Origin of the sequence: Pseudomonas hunanensis (assembly GCF_013393325.1) — a bacterium.
Classification (GTDB): Bacteria; Pseudomonadota; Gammaproteobacteria; order Pseudomonadales; family Pseudomonadaceae; genus Aquipseudomonas; species Aquipseudomonas putida_P.
Window position 1 is genome coordinate 16,960 of record NZ_QJRC01000102.1, and the last position, 19,180, is coordinate 36,139.

Annotated in this window: 17 protein-coding genes; 15 read left to right on the top strand and 2 right to left on the bottom strand. The window is 62.2% G+C overall.

What is annotated here, in order from left to right:
- Positions 1 to 29 precede the first annotated feature (29 nt).
- From arcA to DM807_RS26440, 12 genes are all read left to right on the top strand, one after another.
- Positions 30 to 1,289 carry an arginine deiminase gene (gene arcA / locus DM807_RS26385; RefSeq protein ID WP_179028156.1) on the top strand — a complete coding sequence of 420 codons (1,260 nt, stop codon included), beginning with the start codon at positions 30 to 32 and terminating at the stop codon, positions 1,287 to 1,289.
- A 69-nt stretch (positions 1,290 to 1,358) separates the two neighbouring features.
- Positions 1,359 to 2,369 (top strand): ornithine carbamoyltransferase, encoded by a 1,011-nt coding sequence (locus DM807_RS26390; RefSeq protein WP_012270693.1) that lies wholly within the window; start codon positions 1,359 to 1,361, stop codon positions 2,367 to 2,369.
- 69 nt (positions 2,370 to 2,438) lie between these two features.
- Entirely contained in the window at positions 2,439 to 3,368 is a 930-nt protein-coding gene (gene arcC, locus DM807_RS26395) for a carbamate kinase (RefSeq protein WP_012270692.1), read from the top strand.
- Positions 3,369 to 3,424: 56 nt separating this feature from the next.
- Positions 3,425 to 3,793, top strand: coding sequence for a DUF5064 family protein (locus DM807_RS26400; protein WP_012270691.1), 369 nt, complete (start codon positions 3,425 to 3,427; stop codon positions 3,791 to 3,793).
- A 159-nt stretch (positions 3,794 to 3,952) separates the two neighbouring features.
- Complete coding sequence (locus DM807_RS26405) at positions 3,953 to 5,461, top strand: sigma-54-dependent transcriptional regulator (RefSeq protein ID WP_012270690.1); 1,509 nt, start codon at positions 3,953 to 3,955, stop codon at positions 5,459 to 5,461.
- A 127-nt stretch (positions 5,462 to 5,588) separates the two neighbouring features.
- Positions 5,589 to 6,794 (top strand): sodium/glutamate symporter, encoded by a 1,206-nt coding sequence (gltS, locus tag DM807_RS26410; RefSeq protein WP_012270689.1) that lies wholly within the window; start codon positions 5,589 to 5,591, stop codon positions 6,792 to 6,794.
- Between the two features lie 278 nt (positions 6,795 to 7,072).
- Positions 7,073 to 7,456: a glycine cleavage system protein GcvH gene (gcvH, locus tag DM807_RS26415; protein WP_012270688.1), complete on the top strand. Its 384-nt coding sequence runs from the start codon at positions 7,073 to 7,075 to the stop codon at positions 7,454 to 7,456.
- An 11-nt stretch (positions 7,457 to 7,467) separates the two neighbouring features.
- The gene (gene gcvP, locus DM807_RS26420) at positions 7,468 to 10,323 is read left to right on the top strand and encodes an aminomethyl-transferring glycine dehydrogenase (RefSeq protein ID WP_012270687.1); all 2,856 of its coding nucleotides are present in this window, start codon (positions 7,468 to 7,470) and stop codon (positions 10,321 to 10,323) included.
- A gap of 152 nt (positions 10,324 to 10,475) precedes the next feature.
- On the top strand, positions 10,476 to 11,852 hold the full coding sequence (locus DM807_RS26425) for an L-serine ammonia-lyase (protein WP_012270686.1): 1,377 nt from the start codon (positions 10,476 to 10,478) through the stop codon (positions 11,850 to 11,852).
- 27 nt (positions 11,853 to 11,879) lie between these two features.
- Positions 11,880 to 13,001, top strand: coding sequence for a glycine cleavage system aminomethyltransferase GcvT (gene gcvT, locus DM807_RS26430; RefSeq protein ID WP_012270685.1), 1,122 nt, complete (start codon positions 11,880 to 11,882; stop codon positions 12,999 to 13,001).
- A gap of 358 nt (positions 13,002 to 13,359) precedes the next feature.
- Positions 13,360 to 13,572 carry a cold-shock protein gene (locus DM807_RS26435; RefSeq protein WP_012270684.1) on the top strand — a complete coding sequence of 71 codons (213 nt, stop codon included), beginning with the start codon at positions 13,360 to 13,362 and terminating at the stop codon, positions 13,570 to 13,572.
- Between the two features lie 90 nt (positions 13,573 to 13,662).
- Positions 13,663 to 14,151 (top strand): RDD family protein, encoded by a 489-nt coding sequence (locus DM807_RS26440; protein ID WP_003255094.1) that lies wholly within the window; start codon positions 13,663 to 13,665, stop codon positions 14,149 to 14,151.
- Positions 14,152 to 14,211: 60 nt separating this feature from the next.
- Here DM807_RS26440 and lptG read toward each other — a convergent pair whose 3' ends face one another.
- A complete protein-coding gene (lptG, locus tag DM807_RS26445; RefSeq protein ID WP_012270683.1) occupies positions 14,212 to 15,273 on the bottom strand; it encodes an LPS export ABC transporter permease LptG in 1,062 nt (353 codons plus the stop codon).
- Complete coding sequence (lptF, locus tag DM807_RS26450; RefSeq protein ID WP_012270682.1) at positions 15,266 to 16,381, bottom strand: LPS export ABC transporter permease LptF; 1,116 nt, start codon at positions 16,379 to 16,381, stop codon at positions 15,266 to 15,268. The genes lptG and lptF overlap by 8 nt, the downstream gene beginning before the upstream one ends.
- 301 nt (positions 16,382 to 16,682) lie before the next feature.
- Between lptF and DM807_RS26455 the strand changes: the two genes are divergently transcribed.
- The 3 genes from DM807_RS26455 to DM807_RS26465 are packed head-to-tail and all read left to right on the top strand — an operon-like array spanning position 16,683 to position 19,024.
- Complete coding sequence (locus DM807_RS26455; RefSeq protein WP_179028157.1) at positions 16,683 to 18,176, top strand: leucyl aminopeptidase; 1,494 nt, start codon at positions 16,683 to 16,685, stop codon at positions 18,174 to 18,176.
- Between the two features lie 48 nt (positions 18,177 to 18,224).
- The gene (locus tag DM807_RS26460) at positions 18,225 to 18,653 is read left to right on the top strand and encodes a DNA polymerase III subunit chi (RefSeq protein ID WP_179028158.1); all 429 of its coding nucleotides are present in this window, start codon (positions 18,225 to 18,227) and stop codon (positions 18,651 to 18,653) included.
- A gap of 5 nt (positions 18,654 to 18,658) precedes the next feature.
- The gene (locus DM807_RS26465) at positions 18,659 to 19,024 is read left to right on the top strand and encodes a hypothetical protein (protein WP_012270679.1); all 366 of its coding nucleotides are present in this window, start codon (positions 18,659 to 18,661) and stop codon (positions 19,022 to 19,024) included.
- Positions 19,025 to 19,180 lie beyond the last annotated feature (156 nt).

Sequence of the window (19,180 nt, forward strand, 5' to 3'; positions counted from 1 at the left end):
CGTCTTCGTTCAATTGGAGGAATGAAACCATGTCCGCTGAAAAACAGAAGTACGGTGTCCACTCCGAAGCCGGCAAACTGCGCAAAGTGATGGTTTGCGCCCCGGGCTTGGCGCACAAGCGCCTGACGCCGAGCAACTGCGACGAACTGCTGTTCGACGATGTGATCTGGGTCGACCAGGCCAAGCGTGACCATTTCGACTTCGTCACCAAGATGCGCGAGCGTGGCGTGGATGTGCTGGAAATGCACAACCTGCTGACCGACATCGTGCAGAACAAAGAGGCCCTGAAGTGGATCCTCGACCGCAAGATCACCCCCGACACCGTCGGCGTGGGGCTGACCAACGAAGTGCGCAGCTGGCTCGAAGGCCTTGAGCCGCGTCACTTGGCCGAATTCCTGATCGGTGGTGTGGCGGGCCAGGACCTGCCACAGAGCGAAGGCGCCGATGTGGTCAAGATGTACAACGACTACCTGGGCCACTCCAGCTTCATCCTGCCGCCACTGCCCAATACCCAATTCACCCGCGACACCACCTGCTGGATCTACGGCGGCGTCACGCTGAACCCGATGTACTGGCCGGCGCGCCGCCAGGAAACCCTGCTGACCACCGCCATCTACAAGTTCCACAAGGAATTCACCGGCGCTGACTTCCAGGTGTGGTACGGCGACCCGGACAAGGACCACGGCAATGCCACCCTCGAAGGCGGTGACGTGATGCCGATCGGCAATGGCATCGTGCTCATCGGCATGGGCGAGCGCACCTCGCGCCAGGCCATTGGCCAACTGGCGCAGAACCTGTTCGCCAAGGGCGCCGTCAAGGAAGTGATCGTTGCCGGCCTGCCGAAGTCCCGCGCCGCCATGCACCTGGACACCGTGTTCAGCTTCTGCGACCGCGACCTGGTCACGGTCTTCCCGGAAGTGGTGAAAGAGATCGTGCCATTCATCATCCGCCCGGACGAAAGCAAGCCTTACGGCATGGATGTGCGCCGTATCAACAAGTCGTTCATCGAAGTGGTCGGCGAGCAGCTTGGCCTCAAGGGTGGCCTGCGCGTGGTCGAAACAGGCGGCAACAGCTTCGCCGCCGAGCGCGAACAGTGGGATGACGGCAACAACGTGGTGGCCATCGAGCCCGGCGTGGTCATCGGCTACGACCGCAACACCTACACCAACACCCTGCTGCGCAAGGCCGGCATCGAGGTCATCACCATCAGCGCCGGCGAACTGGGCCGGGGCCGGGGCGGCGGCCACTGCATGACCTGCCCGATTGTGCGCGACCCGATCGACTACTAACGACCATTACGCCCGGCCGCACCCACAAAGTGGCGGCCGGGACATCACCGGACTCAAGGAGAAACTGTCATGGCGTTCAACATTCACAACCGCAACCTGCTCAGCCTGGAACACCACACCACGCGCGAGTTGCGCTACCTGCTGGACCTGTCCCGCGACCTCAAGCGCGCCAAGTACACCGGCACCGAACAGCAGCACCTGAAGGGCAACAACATTGCCCTGATCTTCGAAAAAACCTCCACCCGTACCCGCTGCGCGTTCGAAGTGGCCGCCTATGACCAGGGCGCCAACGTTACCTATATCGACCCCAACTCTTCGCAGATCGGTCACAAGGAGAGCATGAAGGACACTGCCCGTGTGCTCGGGCGCATGTACGACGCCATCGAATACCGTGGCTTCAAGCAGGAAATCGTCGAGGAGCTGGCCAAGTTCGCCGGCGTACCGGTGTTCAACGGCCTGACCGACGAATATCACCCGACGCAGATGATCGCCGACGTGCTGACCATGCGCGAACACAGCGACAAGCCGCTACACGACATCAGCTACGCCTACCTGGGCGACGCCCGCAACAACATGGGCAACTCGCTGCTGTTGATTGGCGCCAAGCTTGGCATGGATGTGCGCATCGCCGCGCCCAAGGCGCTGTGGCCACACGACGACCTGGTCGAACGCTGCAAGAAGTACGCTGAAGAAAGCGGCGCGCGCATCACCCTCACCGAAGATCCGAAAGCCGCGGTCAAGGGTGTGGACTTCGTGCATACCGACGTGTGGGTATCGATGGGTGAGCCGATCGAGGCCTGGGGTGAGCGCATCAAGCAGCTCAAGCCTTATCAGGTGAATGCCGAACTGATGAAGTCCACCGGCAACCCACGGACCAAGTTCATGCACTGCCTGCCGGCGTTCCACAACTCCGAAACCAAGGTCGGCAAGCAGATCGCCGAACAGTACCCAGACCTGGCCAACGGTATCGAAGTGACCGACGACGTGTTCGAGTCACCCGCCTGCATCGCCTTCGAGCAGGCGGAAAACCGCATGCACACGATCAAGGCTATCCTGGTTTCGACCCTGGCTGACCTCTGACGGCGTACCTCGCCCTCCTTGTGGGGGGCGAGGTGTACCCCTCTTCTGCAAATGCAAAGGACATTCCCCATGCGTATCGTTGTTGCATTGGGCGGCAACGCCCTGCTGCGTCGCGGCGAGCCCATGACCGCTGACAACCAGCGCGCCAATATCCGCACCGCCACCGAACAGATCGCCAAGATTCACCCCGGTAACGAGCTGGTCATCGCCCACGGCAACGGCCCGCAAGTCGGCCTGCTGTCGCTGCAGGCCCTTTCCTACAAGCCGGACGAAGCCTACCCACTGGACGTGCTGGGTGCCGAAACCGAAGGCATGATCGGCTACATGATCGAACAGGAACTGGGCAACCTGCTGGCCTTCGAGGTGCCGTTCGCCACCTTGCTGACTCAGGTGGAAGTGGACGCCAACGACCCAGCGTTCAAGGACCCGACCAAGTTCATCGGCCCGGTCTACAGCAAGGAAGAAGCCGAGCGCCTGGCCAAGGAAAAGGGCTGGGTAGTCAAGGCCGACGGCGACAAGTACCGCCGCGTGGTGGCCAGCCCGAAACCCAAGCGCATCTTCGAAATTCGCCCGATCAAGTGGCTGCTGGAAAAGAGCAGTATCGTGATTTGCGCCGGCGGTGGCGGCATCCCCACCATGTACGATGAAAACCGCAAGCTCAAAGGCATCGAGGCGGTGATCGACAAAGACCTGTGCTCGGCGCTGCTGGCCGAACAATTGGAAGCCGACCTTCTGATAATCGCCACCGACGTCGATGCAGCCTACATTGACTGGGGCAAGCCAACGCAGAAAGCCATTGCCCAGGCCCACCCGGACGAACTCGAACGCTTGGGCTTCGCTGCCGGCTCCATGGGGCCGAAGGTTCAAGCAGCCAGTGATTTCGCCCGCAATACCGGCAAGGTCGCCGTGATCAGCTCGCTGGAAAACATCGAGGACATCGTCAAGGGCACCGCCGGCACTCGGGTTTCTACCGAGAAGCCTGGGATCAGCTACCGTTGAATGCAGTCGGCGGGCTCACGGGGCCCGCCATTTTCGACCTTCCAAAGGAGCTAACCATGGCCCAGTACCACCCCGGTCATGTACACATCGAGCGCACTGCGCTGAACAATGCCGACCACAGCTACGACCTGAACATCGAGTACGAGGCCGTGTCGGACCCCAGGGAAGGCAGAGGCATTCAATTCCACATGCATGGCAGCATCGAAGGCAAACCGGTGGAAGAAAAGTTCTTCCTCCCCAAGGACCAGGTACTGCCCAGTTTCCTCATGCTGCTGACCCGCAAGGCCCAGTCGTACCTGGCGCCGCCAAAGAAGTTCGAGACCCTGAGTTCGCCACACAAGCTCTATGACTATATGTTCGCGGACATCCGCGAAAAGCTCGATGTGAAATCGGGCGACCCGATCAAACCTGAACATCTCGAGTGATTTCAGCATTTTTCGGCTGCTTTGCAGCCCAAGGCCGCTCCCACAACTGAATGCGTAAACGTTGTGGGAGTGGCCTAGTGTCGCGATAGGGCCGCAAAGCGGCCCCGGCGATGTTAAGGCATACTACCGCCCTCCCCGGCCACCACCTTTCGCCTCCCCATGCGCATCCACGTCAGCTTCATCGACCGCGTCGGCATCACCCAGGAAGTCCTCGCCCTGCTCGGTGCCCGCAACCTCAACCTGGACGCCGTGGAGATGGTCCCGCCGAACGTCTACATCGACGCCCCCACCCTCAGCCCCGCCGTGCTCGAAGAACTGCATGACGCGCTGTTCGAAGTACACGGCGTGCAGTCGGTGGACGTGGTCGACATCCTCCCCGGCCAGCGTCGCCACCTGCAACTCGATGCCCTGCTAGCGGCCATGAGCGACCCGGTGCTGGCGGTGGACAGCGCAGGCCTGGTGTTGCTGGCCAACCCGGCGCTGATCGAACTGTGCGGCCGTGAATCCGCCGGGCGCTCGGTGGATGAACTGTTTGGCGACCCTGCACTGCTGCAGGCCCTGCTGGACAACAACTTCCACCTGCCCATGCGCGAAATGCAGTTGAACGGCCAGAGCCTGCTGCTGGACGCCATGCCGATCACCAACGCCGGTGGCCTGCTGACGCTGTACCCACCTTCGCGCATGGGCGAACGCCTGTCGGCCCTGCACCACGACCACGCCGAAGGCTTCGATGCCTTGCTTGGCGAGTCGCCGGTCATACGCACCCTGAAGGCCCGCGCCCTCCGCGTGGCAGCGCTTGATGCGCCACTGCTGGTACATGGTGAAACCGGCACGGGTAAAGAGCTGGTCGCCCGCGCCTGCCATGCCATCAGCAGCCGCCATGCGGCACCGTTCCTGGCACTGAATTGCGCCGCGCTGCCCGAGAGCCTGGCCGAGAGCGAGTTGTTCGGTTACGCCCCCGGCGCCTTCACCGGCGCGCAACGCGGTGGCAAGCCCGGGCTGATGGAGTTGGCCAATCAGGGCACGGTGTTCCTTGATGAAATTGGCGAAATGTCACCGTACCTGCAGGCCAAGCTGCTGCGCTTTCTCAGCGACGGCAGCTTCCGCCGGGTGGGCGGTGACCGCGAGGTGAAGGTGGATGTGCGCATCATCAGCGCCACCCACCGCGACCTGGAGCGCATGGTTGCCGAAGGTAGCTTCCGCGAAGACCTGTTCTACCGCCTGAACGTGCTCAACCTGCAGGTGCCGCCACTGCGCGACCGTGGCCAGGACATCCTGATGCTGGCGCACTTCTTCATGCAGCAGGCTTGCACGCAGATCCAGCGCCCAGCCTGCCGGCTGACTCCGGCCACCCATTCGGCACTGCTGGCCAACCCTTGGCCGGGCAATGTGCGTCAGTTGCAGAACGTGATTTTCCGCGCGGCGGCCATCTGCGAGAGCAACCTGGTGGACATCGGCGACCTGGACATTGCGGGGACCTCGGTGGCACGCGGGCAAGAGGGTGAAGTGGCCAGCCTGGAACAGGCCGTGGGAGATTTCGAACGCGAACTGTTGCAGCGCCTGTATGCCAGTTACCCATCGACGCGGCAACTGGCCGGGCGCTTGCAAACTTCGCATACCGCCATCGCCCAGCGCTTGCGCAAATATGGAATACCCGGCAAACCCTGATAGTTATCGTCAAAACTGGCGGATGGTTCAGACTTTTCCTAACCGCGCAGCCGCAATTGACGGGAGTGCTCGCCGTAGAATGGTGACGTTGTAATTTCGCTTGTCACCCTGAACGAAGAGTACCCTGATGATTGAACTCGATTTTTACGGGACACTTGTAGCCGCCTCTTTAGTATTGCTACTGGGGCGTAGTTTGGTCGCACGAATTGGTTTCCTGCGTACTTACAATATCCCGGAGCCTGTTGCAGGCGGCCTGGTCGTTGCCTTGTCACTCTTGGCCTTGCGCAGTTTCGATGTACACGTCCAGTTTGATACCTCGCTGCAAACGCCGTTGATGTTGGCATTCTTCGCCACCATCGGCTTGAGTGCAGACTTCGCCAGCCTGAAAAAGGGCGGGCGCGTGGTGGCGGTGTTTTTGCTGGTGGTCACAGGCTTGCTGCTGGTTCAGAACGCCATGGGCATCGGCCTGGCAACAGCATTGGGGCTCGATCCACTGATGGGCTTGCTGACCGGTTCGATCAGTTTGTCGGGGGGCCACGGTACAGGCGCTGCCTGGGGCGCAACCTTCACCGAGAGATTTGGCCTGGCTTCGGCATCCGAACTGGCAATGGCCTCTGCCACCTTCGGCCTGGTGCTGGGCGGTTTGATTGGTGGTCCCGTCGCCAGGATGTTGATCAAGCGCGTCAAGGCACCCGGTATCGAAGAAGAAGTTCCGCAGTTACCAAAGGGTTTCGAACACCCGCATAAAGAGCGCCTGATTACGCCATTTACATTTATCGAGACCCTCGCACTTATTGCCGTCAGCTTGCTGGCCGGCACACTACTTAATAGCGCATTGAAAGGCACAACATTTGAACTACCGACCTTCGTCTGCGTACTCTTCGTGGGGGTAGTGTTGCGCAACGGGCTTTCAGCAATCGGCTTTTACCGTGTATTCGAGCGGGAAGTGTCAGTAATGGGCAACGTGAGTTTGTCCCTGTTCCTGGCCATTGCCTTGATGTCGCTCAAATTGTGGGACCTGGCAGCCCTGGCCTTACCTTTCTTCATCTTGTTGGCCGTGCAGACACTGGTCATGGCGCTATTCGCGATCTTCGTGACCTTCAGGGTGATGGGGCGCAACTACGATGCGGCAGTCCTGGCCGCAGGGCACTGCGGCTTCGGCTTGGGTGCGACGCCGACGGCCATCGCCAACATGCAGGCGGTGACCCAGCGCTACGGCGCCTCCCAGATTGCCTTTCTGGTGGTACCGATGGTGGGCGCGTTCTTCATCGACATCATCAATGTCGTCGTGATCAAGTTGTACCTGGCATTGCTCCTCCTTATCGGAGGATGAACCCGGCTCTCAAGACTGTATCGATTTCAGTACGCCGGATTGAAATCGATACACAACCATTCAGATGCGTCTGCACAAGGGTTTGATCACAAAACCCTTTCTCTCCCCTCGCCAACTGTAGCGTTATCGTTCCACAAAAATGTCAAACGCATTGCAGAAACAATATAAGCATATGATTTATAACGATTTTTTGTGATTGGCCGCGATATTGCTTAGGGAATCGCAACCCAAGAGCGCGGAGCCACCGCGCCCAACGCCCTGCTTCCCGAGGATTCCCCATGAGCGAGTTGCGTTTCACTGAAGATCACGAATGGCTGCGCGTCGAAGCCGATGGCAGCGTCACCGTGGGCATCACCGCCTACGCCCAGAACGCCCTTGGCGATGTGGTTTTCGTGCAACTGCCCGAGTTGCAGCAGTACGAGAAAGGCAGCGAAGCGTCCACCGTTGAATCGGTAAAGGCCGCCAGCGGCGTGTACATGCCGCTGAGCGGCGAAGTGGTCGCGGTCAACGACCAGCTGGAAAACAGCCCAGAGCTGGTCAACGAAGACCCGATGGGCGAAGGCTGGTTCTTCCGCTTCAACCCGGCCGACATGAGCGAAGTCAGCGCACTGCTCGACCAGGATGCCTACGACCGCCTGATCAAAGCCAACGACGACGCCTGAGGAATTCCGCCATGACCATCAACCTCGGCACCGCCAACGAATTCATCGCCCGCCACATCGGCCCGCGCGCCGTTGACGAACAGGCCATGCTCGCCGCCCTGGGCTTCGACTCGCTGGACGCCATGACTGCCGCAGTCATCCCTGACAGCATCAAGGGCACCAGCGTGCTTGGCTCGCACGACGGCCAGAGCGAAGCCGACGCGCTCGCCGCGCTCAAGGCCATCGCCGGCAAGAACCAGCTGTTCAAAAGTTACATCGGCCAGGGCTACTACAACACCCACACTCCGGCGCCGATCCTGCGCAACCTACTGGAAAACCCAGCCTGGTACACCGCCTACACCCCGTACCAGCCAGAAATTTCCCAGGGCCGCCTGGAAGCGCTGCTGAACTTCCAGACCTTGATCAGCGACCTGACCGGCCTGCCGATCGCCAATGCCTCGCTGCTCGACGAAGCCACTGCCGCCGCAGAGGCCATGACCTTCTGCAAGCGCCTGTCGAAGAACAAGGCCAGCCACACCTTCTTCGCCTCCGTGCACTGCCACCCGCAAACCCTGGACGTGCTGCGCACCCGCGCCGAGCCGCTGGGTATCGAGGTCGTGGTCGGCGACGAGCGCGAACTGGGCGATGTCAGCGCCTTCTTCGGCGCCCTGCTGCAGTACCCAGCCAGCAACGGTGAAGTGTTCGACTACCGTGAAGTGGTACAGCGCTTCCACGCCGCCAACGCCTTGGTCGCCGTCGCTGCCGACCTGCTGGCGCTGACGCTGCTGACCCCTCCGGGCGAGTTCGACGCCGACGTGGCCATCGGCAGCGCCCAGCGTTTTGGCGTACCCCTGGGCTTCGGTGGCCCGCACGCGGCCTACTTCGCCACCCGCGACGCGTTCAAGCGCGACATGCCGGGCCGCCTGGTCGGCGTATCGATCGACCGCTTCGGCAAAACCGCCCTGCGCCTGGCCATGCAAACCCGCGAGCAGCACATCCGCCGCGAAAAGGCCACCAGCAACATCTGCACCGCACAGGTACTGCTGGCCAACATCGCCAGCATGTTTGCCGTGTACCACGGCCCGGCCGGCCTCAAGCGCATTGCCGAGCGTACCCATGCGCTGACCGCGATCCTGGCCGCCGGCCTGAAGGCCCTGGGCGTACCGGTAGTGGGCACCAGCGCCTTTGACACCCTGACCCTGGCCACCGGTACCGCCACCACCAGCTTGCATGACAAGGCACGCGCCCAGGGCATCAACCTGCGCCAGATCGACGCCGCCCACCTGGGCCTGTCGCTGGACGAAACCAGCAGCCAGGCTGACGTCGAGTCGCTGTGGCAGCTGTTCGCTGGTGACCAGGCACAACCTGACTTCGTCGCCCTGGCCGCCAGCACCGGTTCGCTGCTGCCCACCGCCCTGCTGCGCCAGTCGGCCATCCTCGAACACCCCGTGTTCAACCGCTACCACAGCGAAACCGAGTTGATGCGCTACCTGCGCCGCCTGGCCGACAAGGACCTGGCGCTGGACCGCAGCATGATCCCGCTGGGCTCGTGCACCATGAAGCTGAACGCCGCCAGCGAAATGATCCCGGTCACCTGGGCCGAGTTCGGCAACCTGCACCCGTTCGCCCCGGCCGAGCAGAGCCAAGGCTACCTGCAGATGACCACCGAACTGGAGGCCATGCTGTGTGCCGCCACCGGTTATGACGCAGTATCGCTGCAGCCCAACGCCGGCTCGCAGGGCGAATACGCAGGCCTGTTGGCCATCCGCGCCTATCACCGCAGCCGCGGCGAAAGCCACCGCGACATCTGCCTGATCCCATCGTCGGCCCACGGCACCAACCCGGCCACCGCACACATGGCGGGCATGCGCGTCGTAGTCACCGCTTGTGACGCCCGCGGCAACGTCGATGTCGAGGACCTGCGCGCCAAGGCCATCGAACACCGCGAGCGCCTGGCCGCGATCATGATCACCTACCCGTCGACCCACGGTGTGTTCGAGGAAGCGATCGGCGAAATCTGCGCAATCATTCACGACAACGGTGGCCAGGTGTATATCGACGGCGCCAACATGAACGCCATGGTCGGCCTGTGCGCCCCTGGCAAGTTCGGTGGCGACGTTTCCCACCTGAACCTGCACAAGACCTTCTGCATCCCGCACGGTGGCGGCGGCCCGGGCGTCGGCCCGATTGGCGTCAAGTCGCACCTGGCGCCGTTCCTGCCTGGTCACGCGAAACTGGAAAACACCGAAGGTGCGGTGTGCGCCGCACCGTTCGGCAGCGCCAGCATCCTGCCGATCACCTGGATGTACATCCGCATGATGGGCGGTGCCGGCCTCAAGCGTGCCTCGCAGATGGCGATCCTCAATGCCAACTACATCGCCCGCCGCCTGGAAGAGCACTATCCTGTTCTGTATACCGGCGGTAATGGCCTGGTGGCTCACGAGTGCATCCTCGACCTGCGCCCGCTGAAGGACACCAGCGGCATCAGCGTCGACGACGTGGCCAAGCGCCTGATCGACTTCGGCTTCCATGCCCCGACCATGTCCTTCCCGGTGGCAGGCACGCTGATGATCGAACCGACCGAAAGCGAGTCCAAGGAAGAACTCGACCGTTTCTGCAACGCGATGATCCAGATCCGCGAAGAAATTCGCGCGGTCGAGAACGGTAGCCTGGACAAGGACGACAACCCGCTGAAAAACGCCCCGCACACGGCGGCCGAGCTGGTTGGCGAATGGGCCCATGGCTACAGCCGCGAACAGGCGGTGTACCCGCTGCCGAGCCTGGTGGAAGGCAAATACTGGCCGCCAGTCGGCCGGGTCGACAACGTGTTCGGCGACCGTAACCTGGTATGCGCCTGCCCGTCGATCGAGAGCTATCAGGACGCCTGATAGCTTTCGGGCCCGTTCCCTGAGTTGAGGTGTGGGCCTCTGTGGGAGCGGGTTTACCCGCGAATGCGATGGTGGCTTTACCGCCGCATTCGCGGGTAAACCCGCTCCCACAGGGTTCACCGTCCGTCCTGAAACCCTGGCAGGAGGTCACCATGTCATTGAGTGTCTTCGACCTGTTCAAGATCGGCATCGGCCCCTCCAGTTCACACACAGTCGGCCCGATGCGTGCCGCTGCGCGCTTTGCCGAAGGGCTGCGCCGTGACGGCCTGCTTGCCAGCACCGCCAGCGTCAGGGCCGAGCTGTATGGCTCACTGGGCGCCACCGGCAAGGGCCATGGCAGTGACAAGGCCGTGCTGCTGGGCCTTGAAGGCGAACACCCAGACATTATCGACACCGACAGCATCCCGGCTCGGCTGCAGGCCATCCGCGACAGCGGCCGCATCAACCTGCTGGGCGAGCACAGCATTGCGTTCATCGAAAAGCAGCACCTTGCGATGATCCGCAAGCCGCTGGACTACCACCCCAATGGCATGATCTTCCGCGCGTTCGACGAGGCCGGCCTGCAAATCCGCAGCCGCGAGTACTACTCGGTGGGCGGCGGTTTCGTGGTGGATGAGGACGCCGCCGGCCATGACCGCATCGTCGAGGACAGCACCGTGCTGGCCTACCCCTTCAAGACGGCCAAGGAACTGCTAGGCCATTGCTCTGCAATGCAACTGTCAGTCAGCCAAGTGATGTTGGCCAACGAGGCCGCCTGGCGCCCAGAGGCAGAAACCCGCGCCGGGCTGCTGCGCATCTGGCAGGTGATGCAGGATTGCGTCGAAGCCGGTTGCCAGCACGAAGGTATCTTGCCAGGAGGGCTCAAGGTAAAACGCCGGGCACCAGCCCTGTACCGCCAACTGAGCCGCCACCCGGAGGCCAGCCTGCGTGACGCCCTGTCGGTGCTTGACTGGGTCAATCTCTACGCTTTGGCGGTGAACGAGGAAAACGCCTATGGCGGGCGTGTGGTTACCGCCCCCACCAACGGTGCGGCGGGCATCGTCCCGGCGGTACTGCACTACTACATGCGTTTCGTGCCGGGTGCCAGCGAGGACGGGGTGGTGCGCTTTCTGCTCACCGCTGCGGCCATCGGCATCCTGTACAAGGAAAACGCCTCCATCTCCGGCGCCGAAGTGGGCTGCCAGGGAGAAGTCGGTGTCGCCTGTTCGATGGCCGCCGGGGCGTTGTGCGAAGTGATGGGCGGCAGCGTGCAGCAGGTGGAGAACGCCGCCGAAATCGGCATGGAACACAACCTGGGCCTGACCTGCGACCCGATCGGAGGCCTCGTGCAGGTGCCCTGCATCGAACGCAATGCCATGGGTTCGGTGAAAGCCATCAACGCGGTGCGCATGGCCTTGCGCGGGGACGGCCAGCACTTCGTGTCCCTCGACAAGGTCATCCGCACCATGCGCCAGACTGGCGCCGACATGAAAAGCAAATACAAAGAGACCGCCCGAGGCGGCCTGGCCGTCAACATCATCGAATGTTGACCCGACAACAACAGCAAGGAGTCACCGATGTCCGAAACACTGCTCAAGACCCCACTGCATGCCCTGCACCTGGAATTGGGGGCGCGCATGGTGCCGTTCGCCGGCTACGACATGCCAGTGCAGTACCCGCTGGGCGTGCTCAAGGAACACCTGCACACCCGCGAGCAGGCCGGCCTGTTCGATGTCTCGCACATGGGCCAGATCATCCTGCGCGGCGCCGATGCCGCCAAGGCCTTGGAAAGCCTGGTGCCAGTGGACATCATCGACCTGCCGGTGGGCATGCAACGCTATGCCATGTTCACCAATGAACAAGGCGGTATCCTTGACGACCTGATGGTGGCCAACCTGGGCGACGACACCCTGTTCCTGGTGGTGAACGCCGCTTGCAAGGACCAGGACCTGGCCCACCTGCAAACGCACATCGGCGGCCGTTGCGAGGTGCAGCCATTGTTCGAGCAGCGTGCCCTGCTCGCCCTGCAAGGGCCGGCAGCGGTCAAGGTGCTTGAGCGCCTGGCCCCGGAAGTGGCCGGCATGACCTTCATGCAGTTCCGCCCGGTGAAACTGCTGGGTGAAGACTGCTTCGTCAGCCGCTCGGGCTACACCGGCGAAGACGGCTACGAGATTTCGGTACCGGTCCAAGGCGCCGAAGCTTTGGCCCGCCGCCTGCTGGCCGAGCCGGAAGTACAACCTATCGGCCTGGGCGCGCGCGACTCGCTGCGCCTGGAAGCCGGCCTGTGCCTGTATGGCCATGACATGAATACCGAGACCACTCCGATCGAAGCCAGTCTGCTGTGGGCGATTTCCAAAGTGCGCCGTGCCGAGGGTGCGCGTGCTGCAGGGTTCCCTGGCGCCGAGGCAATCTTCGCCCACCAGCGCGAGGGAGTGGCGCGCAAACGTGTCGGGCTGTTGCCACAAGAACGTACCCCAGTACGTGAAGGGGCGGACATTGTCGATGCAAACGATAAACCGGTAGGTAAAGTGTGCAGCGGTGGCTTTGGCCCGACACTCGGCGCCCCTGTTGCAATGGGTTATATCGAGAGTGAACATGCTGCACTCGACACCCCCCTGTTTGCCGTAGTACGCGGCAAGAAGGTTGCCTTGAAAGTCAGCAAAATGCCTTTCGTGGCACAACGTTACTACCGTGGTTGAAACGGTTCTGTGAAGGTTGCGGGCAGGTTCGACATATTCGTTTTCGAACCTTCCCAATAACTTTTGAACATGGCGCCAGGCCAGGCGCCACGCCGTTTCCGACAAAGCGGTCGGTTATCGGCAGACGGTCATTTTTCCATACGACCAAGGGCTTGTTTTTCGCTCGGGAGTTGGCGTAGAGTCACTGCACTGTGTTTGCATGGGTCGCAACAGTTCGTGACCTGGGCCAGTAGCCGAGATTTGCTACAACCCGTTCGACGTCTCTTACTTTCCTGCAACCCAGCCCAGTAATCTTTCGCTTACAAACAAGTGCGAAAGTAACTGTCATCAAAATTCAAGCTTCATAGGAAATAAGACAATGGCTGAGCGTCAGAACGGTACCGTCAAGTGGTTTAACGACGAGAAAGGTTACGGTTTCATCACCCCAGAAAGCGGTGCTGATCTGTTCGTGCACTTCCGTGCTATCGAAGGCAACGGTTTCAAAAGCCTGAAAGAAGGCCAGAAGGTTACCTTCGTAGCCGTCCAGGGCCAGAAAGGCCTGCAGGCTGACCAGGTTCAGGTCGTCGCATAAGCGAATACCAGACACCCAAAAGCCCCTGCCAAGTGCAGGGGCTTTTTTTTGCCCGTAGAATAGCGGCTTCGTCTTCTGGAGCCGTCCTGCATGTCCAAGCCTCTGCTCACACCCCAGGGTGATTTTCCGCCGGTCGGCCTGGGCCGGCGCCTGGCGGCGATGTTCTATGACTTTCTGCTGTGTACGGCACTGCTGATCGTAACCGCTGGTGCCTACAAGATGATCCAGATGTCGATTATCGGCGAGGCGCGTATGCGCGAGCTGACCGAGGCCGGCGCACTGGATGGCGACCCTCTGCTGTCAACGGTGTTGCTGTTCGCCCTGTTCGGCTTCTTTGCCAAGTTCTGGACCCACGGTGGGCAGACCCTGGGCATGCAGGTGTGGGGTGTGCGGGTGCAGAACGCCGATGGCTCGGCCATCAGCCTGTGGCAGGCGCTGTTGCGCTTTGTGGTATCGATCGCCTCATGGCTGTGCCTGGGGCTGGGTTTTTTCTGGGTGCTGATCGACAAGCGCAAGCGCGGTTGGCATGACATCTACTCGGAAAGCCAACTGGTGCGGGTGCCGAAGCAGAAGAAATGACCCAGAACGGGCCTACGAAAAAGCCGACCCTAGGGTCGGCTTTTTATGCAGCTCAGGCCATCAACCCGCTCGGCGCAACAACCACACACCCGCCAGCGCACAGATGCCTGCCGGGATCACCACCGCCAGCAGCGGCGGGAAGCCGAACACCTGGCTCGAAGGCCCCAGCAGGTCCTGGCCGATGCGGAACACGAAGCCCACCAGTACACCGGTGAACACGCGCTGGCCAAGCGTCACCGAACGCAGCGGGCCAAAGATGAACGAGATCGCCATCAGCACCAGTGCCGCCGTCACCATCGGCTGCAGCACCTTGGTCCAGAACGCCAGCCAATAACGGGCGTTGTTCAGGCCCTGGTCGGACAAGTAGTGGATGTAGTCCCACAGCCCGGTGATCGACAGCGACTCCGGCGCCAGAATCACGGTATTGAGCAGTTCTGGCGTGAGCGAAACGTCCCAGCGCTCCTGCGGCGCGTTGACCACTTCGGTGTGGTCGCCACGGAAGTAGGTGGTGCGCACGTCAGCCAGCAGCCAGTGGTCGTCCTGGTACTGCGCGCGGCGGGCGAAGCTCGAGGTGACGATCTTGCGCTCGTTGTCGAAGCGGTAGCGGGTTACACCCAGCAGCAGGCCGTTGGGCTGCACGGCGTTGATGTGCACGTATTCCTCGCCCTGGCGGTGCCACATGCCGCGTTTGGAGCTTTGCGCTTCACCGCCACCCTGGGCCAGGGAACGGTCGGCCTGGGCCTTGTTCTCGGTCACCGGTGCCACGTACTCGCCAATCAGCAGGCCAACCAGCATCAGCACCAGCATCGGCTTCATCACCGCCCAGACGATACGGCCGATGGAAACACCCGCCGCACGCATGATGGTCAGTTCGCTGCTGCTGGCCAGGCTACCCAGGCCGATCAGGCAGCCGATCAATGCCGCCATCGGCAGCATTTCGTACAGCCGCCGTGGTGCGGTAAGCAGGACGAAGTTGCCCGCTTCCATCACCGTGTAGGTGTCACTCAGGTCGCTCATCTCATCGATGAAGGCGAACAGCGAGGCCAGGCCGAGGATGATCCCCAGCACAGCCAGAATGGCCATCAGCACGCTCTGGCCGATGTAGCGGTCGAGCTTAGCCATGGGCCACCTCCGCACGGCGAGCGGCGCGTTTGAGGCGCAGAGGCTCCCAGTACATCAGACCAAGGCCGATCAGCAGGAACAGGCCGTGGACCCACCACATGCCCAGGGCGATCGGCAGTTTGCCCTTCTCGAGGGCGCCGCGTACGGAAATCAGCATTGTCAGGTAGGCCATGTACAGAAGAATTGCTGGCAACAGCTTGAGGAAGCGGCCTTGTCGCGGGTTGACCCGTGACAGCGGCACCGCCAGCAAGGTAACGACAAACACCAGGATCGGCAGCGATATCCGCCATTGCAGTTCGGCGCGCTCACGCAGGCCTTTCTTGCCAATCAGCTCGGAGGTAGGGATAGCTTCGCGCTCGGTTACCTCCTCGGCGACTTCCGGCTTGGGCAGCAGCACGCCGTAAGTGTCGTACTTGATAGCACGGTAGTCGGCCTGGCCTGGGTTGCCGTCGTAGCGGTAGCCGTTCTCCAGGACCAGGTAGCGGTTGCCGTCGGCCTGGATCTCCTGGTGGCCTTTCTCGGCGACCAGCACCGACGGGGCACGGTCCTTGGTCTTGTCCTGGTTGAAGCGCTTCTCGGAGATGAACACCCCAGCCAGGTTGATGCGGTCATCCGACAGTTGCTCGGTGTAGGTTACCCGCGAGCCATCACGCAATGTCTGGAAGCGGCCCGGCACCAGGGTGTCGAACTCGGTCAGGGCATCCTGCTGGCTGATGATCTGCTGCACCTGGGCTACGCCCAGCGGTGCCAGGCTCAGGCTCAGCCAGGCCACCAGCAGGGCGACCAGGGCAGCCGGCGCCATGGTCAGGCCCAGCAAGCGCTGCTGGCTCATGCCCGTGGCCGACAGTACGGTCATCTCGCTTTCCAGGTACAGGCGCCCGTAAGCCAGAAGAATGCCGAGGAACAGCCCCAGCGGCAGGATCAGCTGCAGGAAGCCCGGCAGGCGGAAGCCCATGATCAGGAACAGCACACCCGGATCGAGCACGCCTTGGGCAGCCTGGGCCAGGTACTTGATGAAGCGCCCGCTCATGATGATCACCAGCAGCACAGCGCTGACGGCGCTCAAGGTCACCAGGACCTCGCGGGACAGATAACGAAAGACGATCAAACCAGACACTCCTGGGTTGTCAGGGCGGACTGCCATGCAATGGCGCCAAACAATGACTTAGTACATCCAAGACCAATGCCGGTTCGCCAAAGGCGAACCTCCATGTAAAGTGCGCGCATTATCCTGTGATTGGCCGCCCCTGTCACTTGGCCGCGCATGAAGGTGCACAACGGGGTTGTCAGCACGCTTGCCGCAGGCTCAAACTGGCAGCTTTTCTGCTGGTGCGCGACGACGCGGCCAGGCCCGTCCAGAGCGCTGGAACGCACAGCGCCATACGTATCGATCATTCGGGGACCCTGACATGGAACTGGTTGTAAAAAGCGTAGCTGCTGCATCCGTAAAAACCGCCACGCTGGTCATTCCGGTAGGTGAAAATCGCAAGCTCGGCGCTGTTGCCAAGGCAGTCGACCAGGCCAGCGAAGGCGCCATCAGCGCCGTGCTCAAGCGCGGCGACCTGGCCGGCAAGCCGGGGCAGACCTTGCTGCTGCAGAACCTCGCGGGCCTGAAGGCCGAGCGCGTGCTGCTGGTTGGCAGTGGCAAGGAAGAAGCCCTGGGTGACCGCGCCTGGCGCAAACTGGTTGCCAGTGTCGCTGGCGTACTCAAGGGCCTGAACGGCGCTGATGCCGTACTGGCTCTGGACGATATCGCTGTCAGCAACCGCGACGCCCACTACGGCAAGTACCGCCTGCTGGCTGAAACCCTGCTCGACGGCGAGTATGTGTTCGATCGTTTCAAAAGCCAGAAGGCCGAGCCACGCGCCCTGAAAAAGGTCACCCTGCTGGCCGACAAGGCCGGCCAGGCCGAAGTCGAGCGCGCGGTCAAGCACGCCAGCGCCATCGCCACCGGCATGGCCTTCACCCGCGACCTCGGTAACCTGCCGCCCAACCTTTGCCACCCAAGCTTCCTGGCCGAACAGGCCAAGGACCTGGGCAAGGCGCACAAAGGCCTCAAGGTTGAAGTGCTGGACGAGAAAAAGATCAAGGACCTGGGCATGGGCGCTTTCTACGCCGTGGGCCAGGGCAGCGACCAGCCGCCACGCATGATCGTGCTCAATTATCAGGGCGGCAAGAAGGCCGACAAGCCGTTCGTGCTGGTCGGTAAAGGCATTACCTTCGATACCGGCGGCATCAGCCTCAAGCCAGGCGCCGGCATGGACGAAATGAAATACGACATGTGCGGCGCCGCCAGCGTGTTCGGCACCCTGCGTGCCGTGCTCGAGCTGCAACTGCCGATCAACCTGGTGTGCCTGCTGGCCTGCGCCGAGAACATGCCAAGTGGCGGCGCCACCCGCCCGGGTGACATCGTCACCACCATGAGCGGCCAGACCGTGGAAATTCTCAACACCGACGCCGAAGGCCGCCTGGTGCTGTGCGATACCCTGACCTACGCCGAACGCTTCAAGCCACAGGCGGTGATCGACATCGCCACCCTGACCGGCGCCTGCATCGTTGCCCTGGGCAGCCACACCTCCGGCCTGATGGGCAACAATGACGACCTGGTCGGCCAGTTGCTCGATGCCGGCAAGCGCGCCGACGACCGTGCCTGGCAGCTGCCGCTGTTCGACGAATACCAGGAGCAGTTGGACAGCCCGTTCGCCGACATGGGCAACATCGGCGGGCCGAAGGCCGGTACCATCACCGCTGGCTGCTTCCTGTCGCGCTTCGCCAAGGCCTACAACTGGGCGCACATGGACATCGCCGGCACCGCCTGGGTAAGCGGCGGCAAGGACAAGGGCGCCACTGGCCGCCCGGTCCCCCTGCTGACCCAGTACCTGCTGGACCGCGCTGGCGCCTGACGCCGTGAAGCCGGTGGTGCCCTGCGCCACCGGCCGGCGAGACCAACCATGAGCAAAGTCGACTTCTACATCTTGCCCACCGACTCGTTGTCGGCGCGGCTCGATTTCGCCTGCAAACTGTGCGAAAAAGCCTGGCGCCTCGGCCACCGTGTTTATCTGCACTGCCAGGATACTGAACAGCGCAGCGAGCTGGACCAGCGCTTATGGCGTTTCAAGGGCGAGGCGTTCGTGCCCCACGACCTGGCCGAAGTGCATGCCGATACTGACGTGGCCCTGGGCCTGGCTGACAACGCAGGCGAGCACCACGACCTGCTGATCAACCTGGGCGCCAGCGTGCCGGGTTTTGTCGGCCAGTTCGAGCGGGTAGCCGAAATCGTCGTCGAAGAGCCTGGTATCCGCCAATCAGCCCGTGAGCGATTCCGTTTCTACCGTGAACAGGGCTATGCTCTGCAAGACCACCGCTTACAGCGACTTTGACGACGATGGACAAGCCCTCCCCTTTGCCCGACTCCGCCCACCTGCTCGATGACCTTGAGTCGATCCGCCAGCTGCTTGGCGACGCCGACCTGCAACCGCCGCTGCTGACCGAGACGGTAGAGCAGATCCCGTTGCTGCTGGAAGAGCCTGCCGGCAAACCTGCCCCTGTTGCCGAACCGGTAGCTGTAGAACCCGAGGAAGACCCGCAGACCCGCCGCCAGGACACCCTGCTGCACCTGGAAAGCGAGCTGCGGGCGGCTGCGCAGTTGATCATGCAGGACGTGATCAACGACTTTACCCCGCACATCGAGAACGAGATCAAGCGCCGGCTGGATGCGCGGATCGAGCGGTTGATCAAGCGTTCGGAGTGACCTTCGCGACACAAGGCCGCTGCCACAGGAGGAAGGCGTTCATCTGTGGCAGCAGCCTTGTGTCGCGAAAGGGCTGCAAAGCAGCCCCCGGCCTGTCGCCTAAACCCTGTGCCTTCGTTATACTTTTCGGCTTTCCCGAATAAATGCACAGGGTCC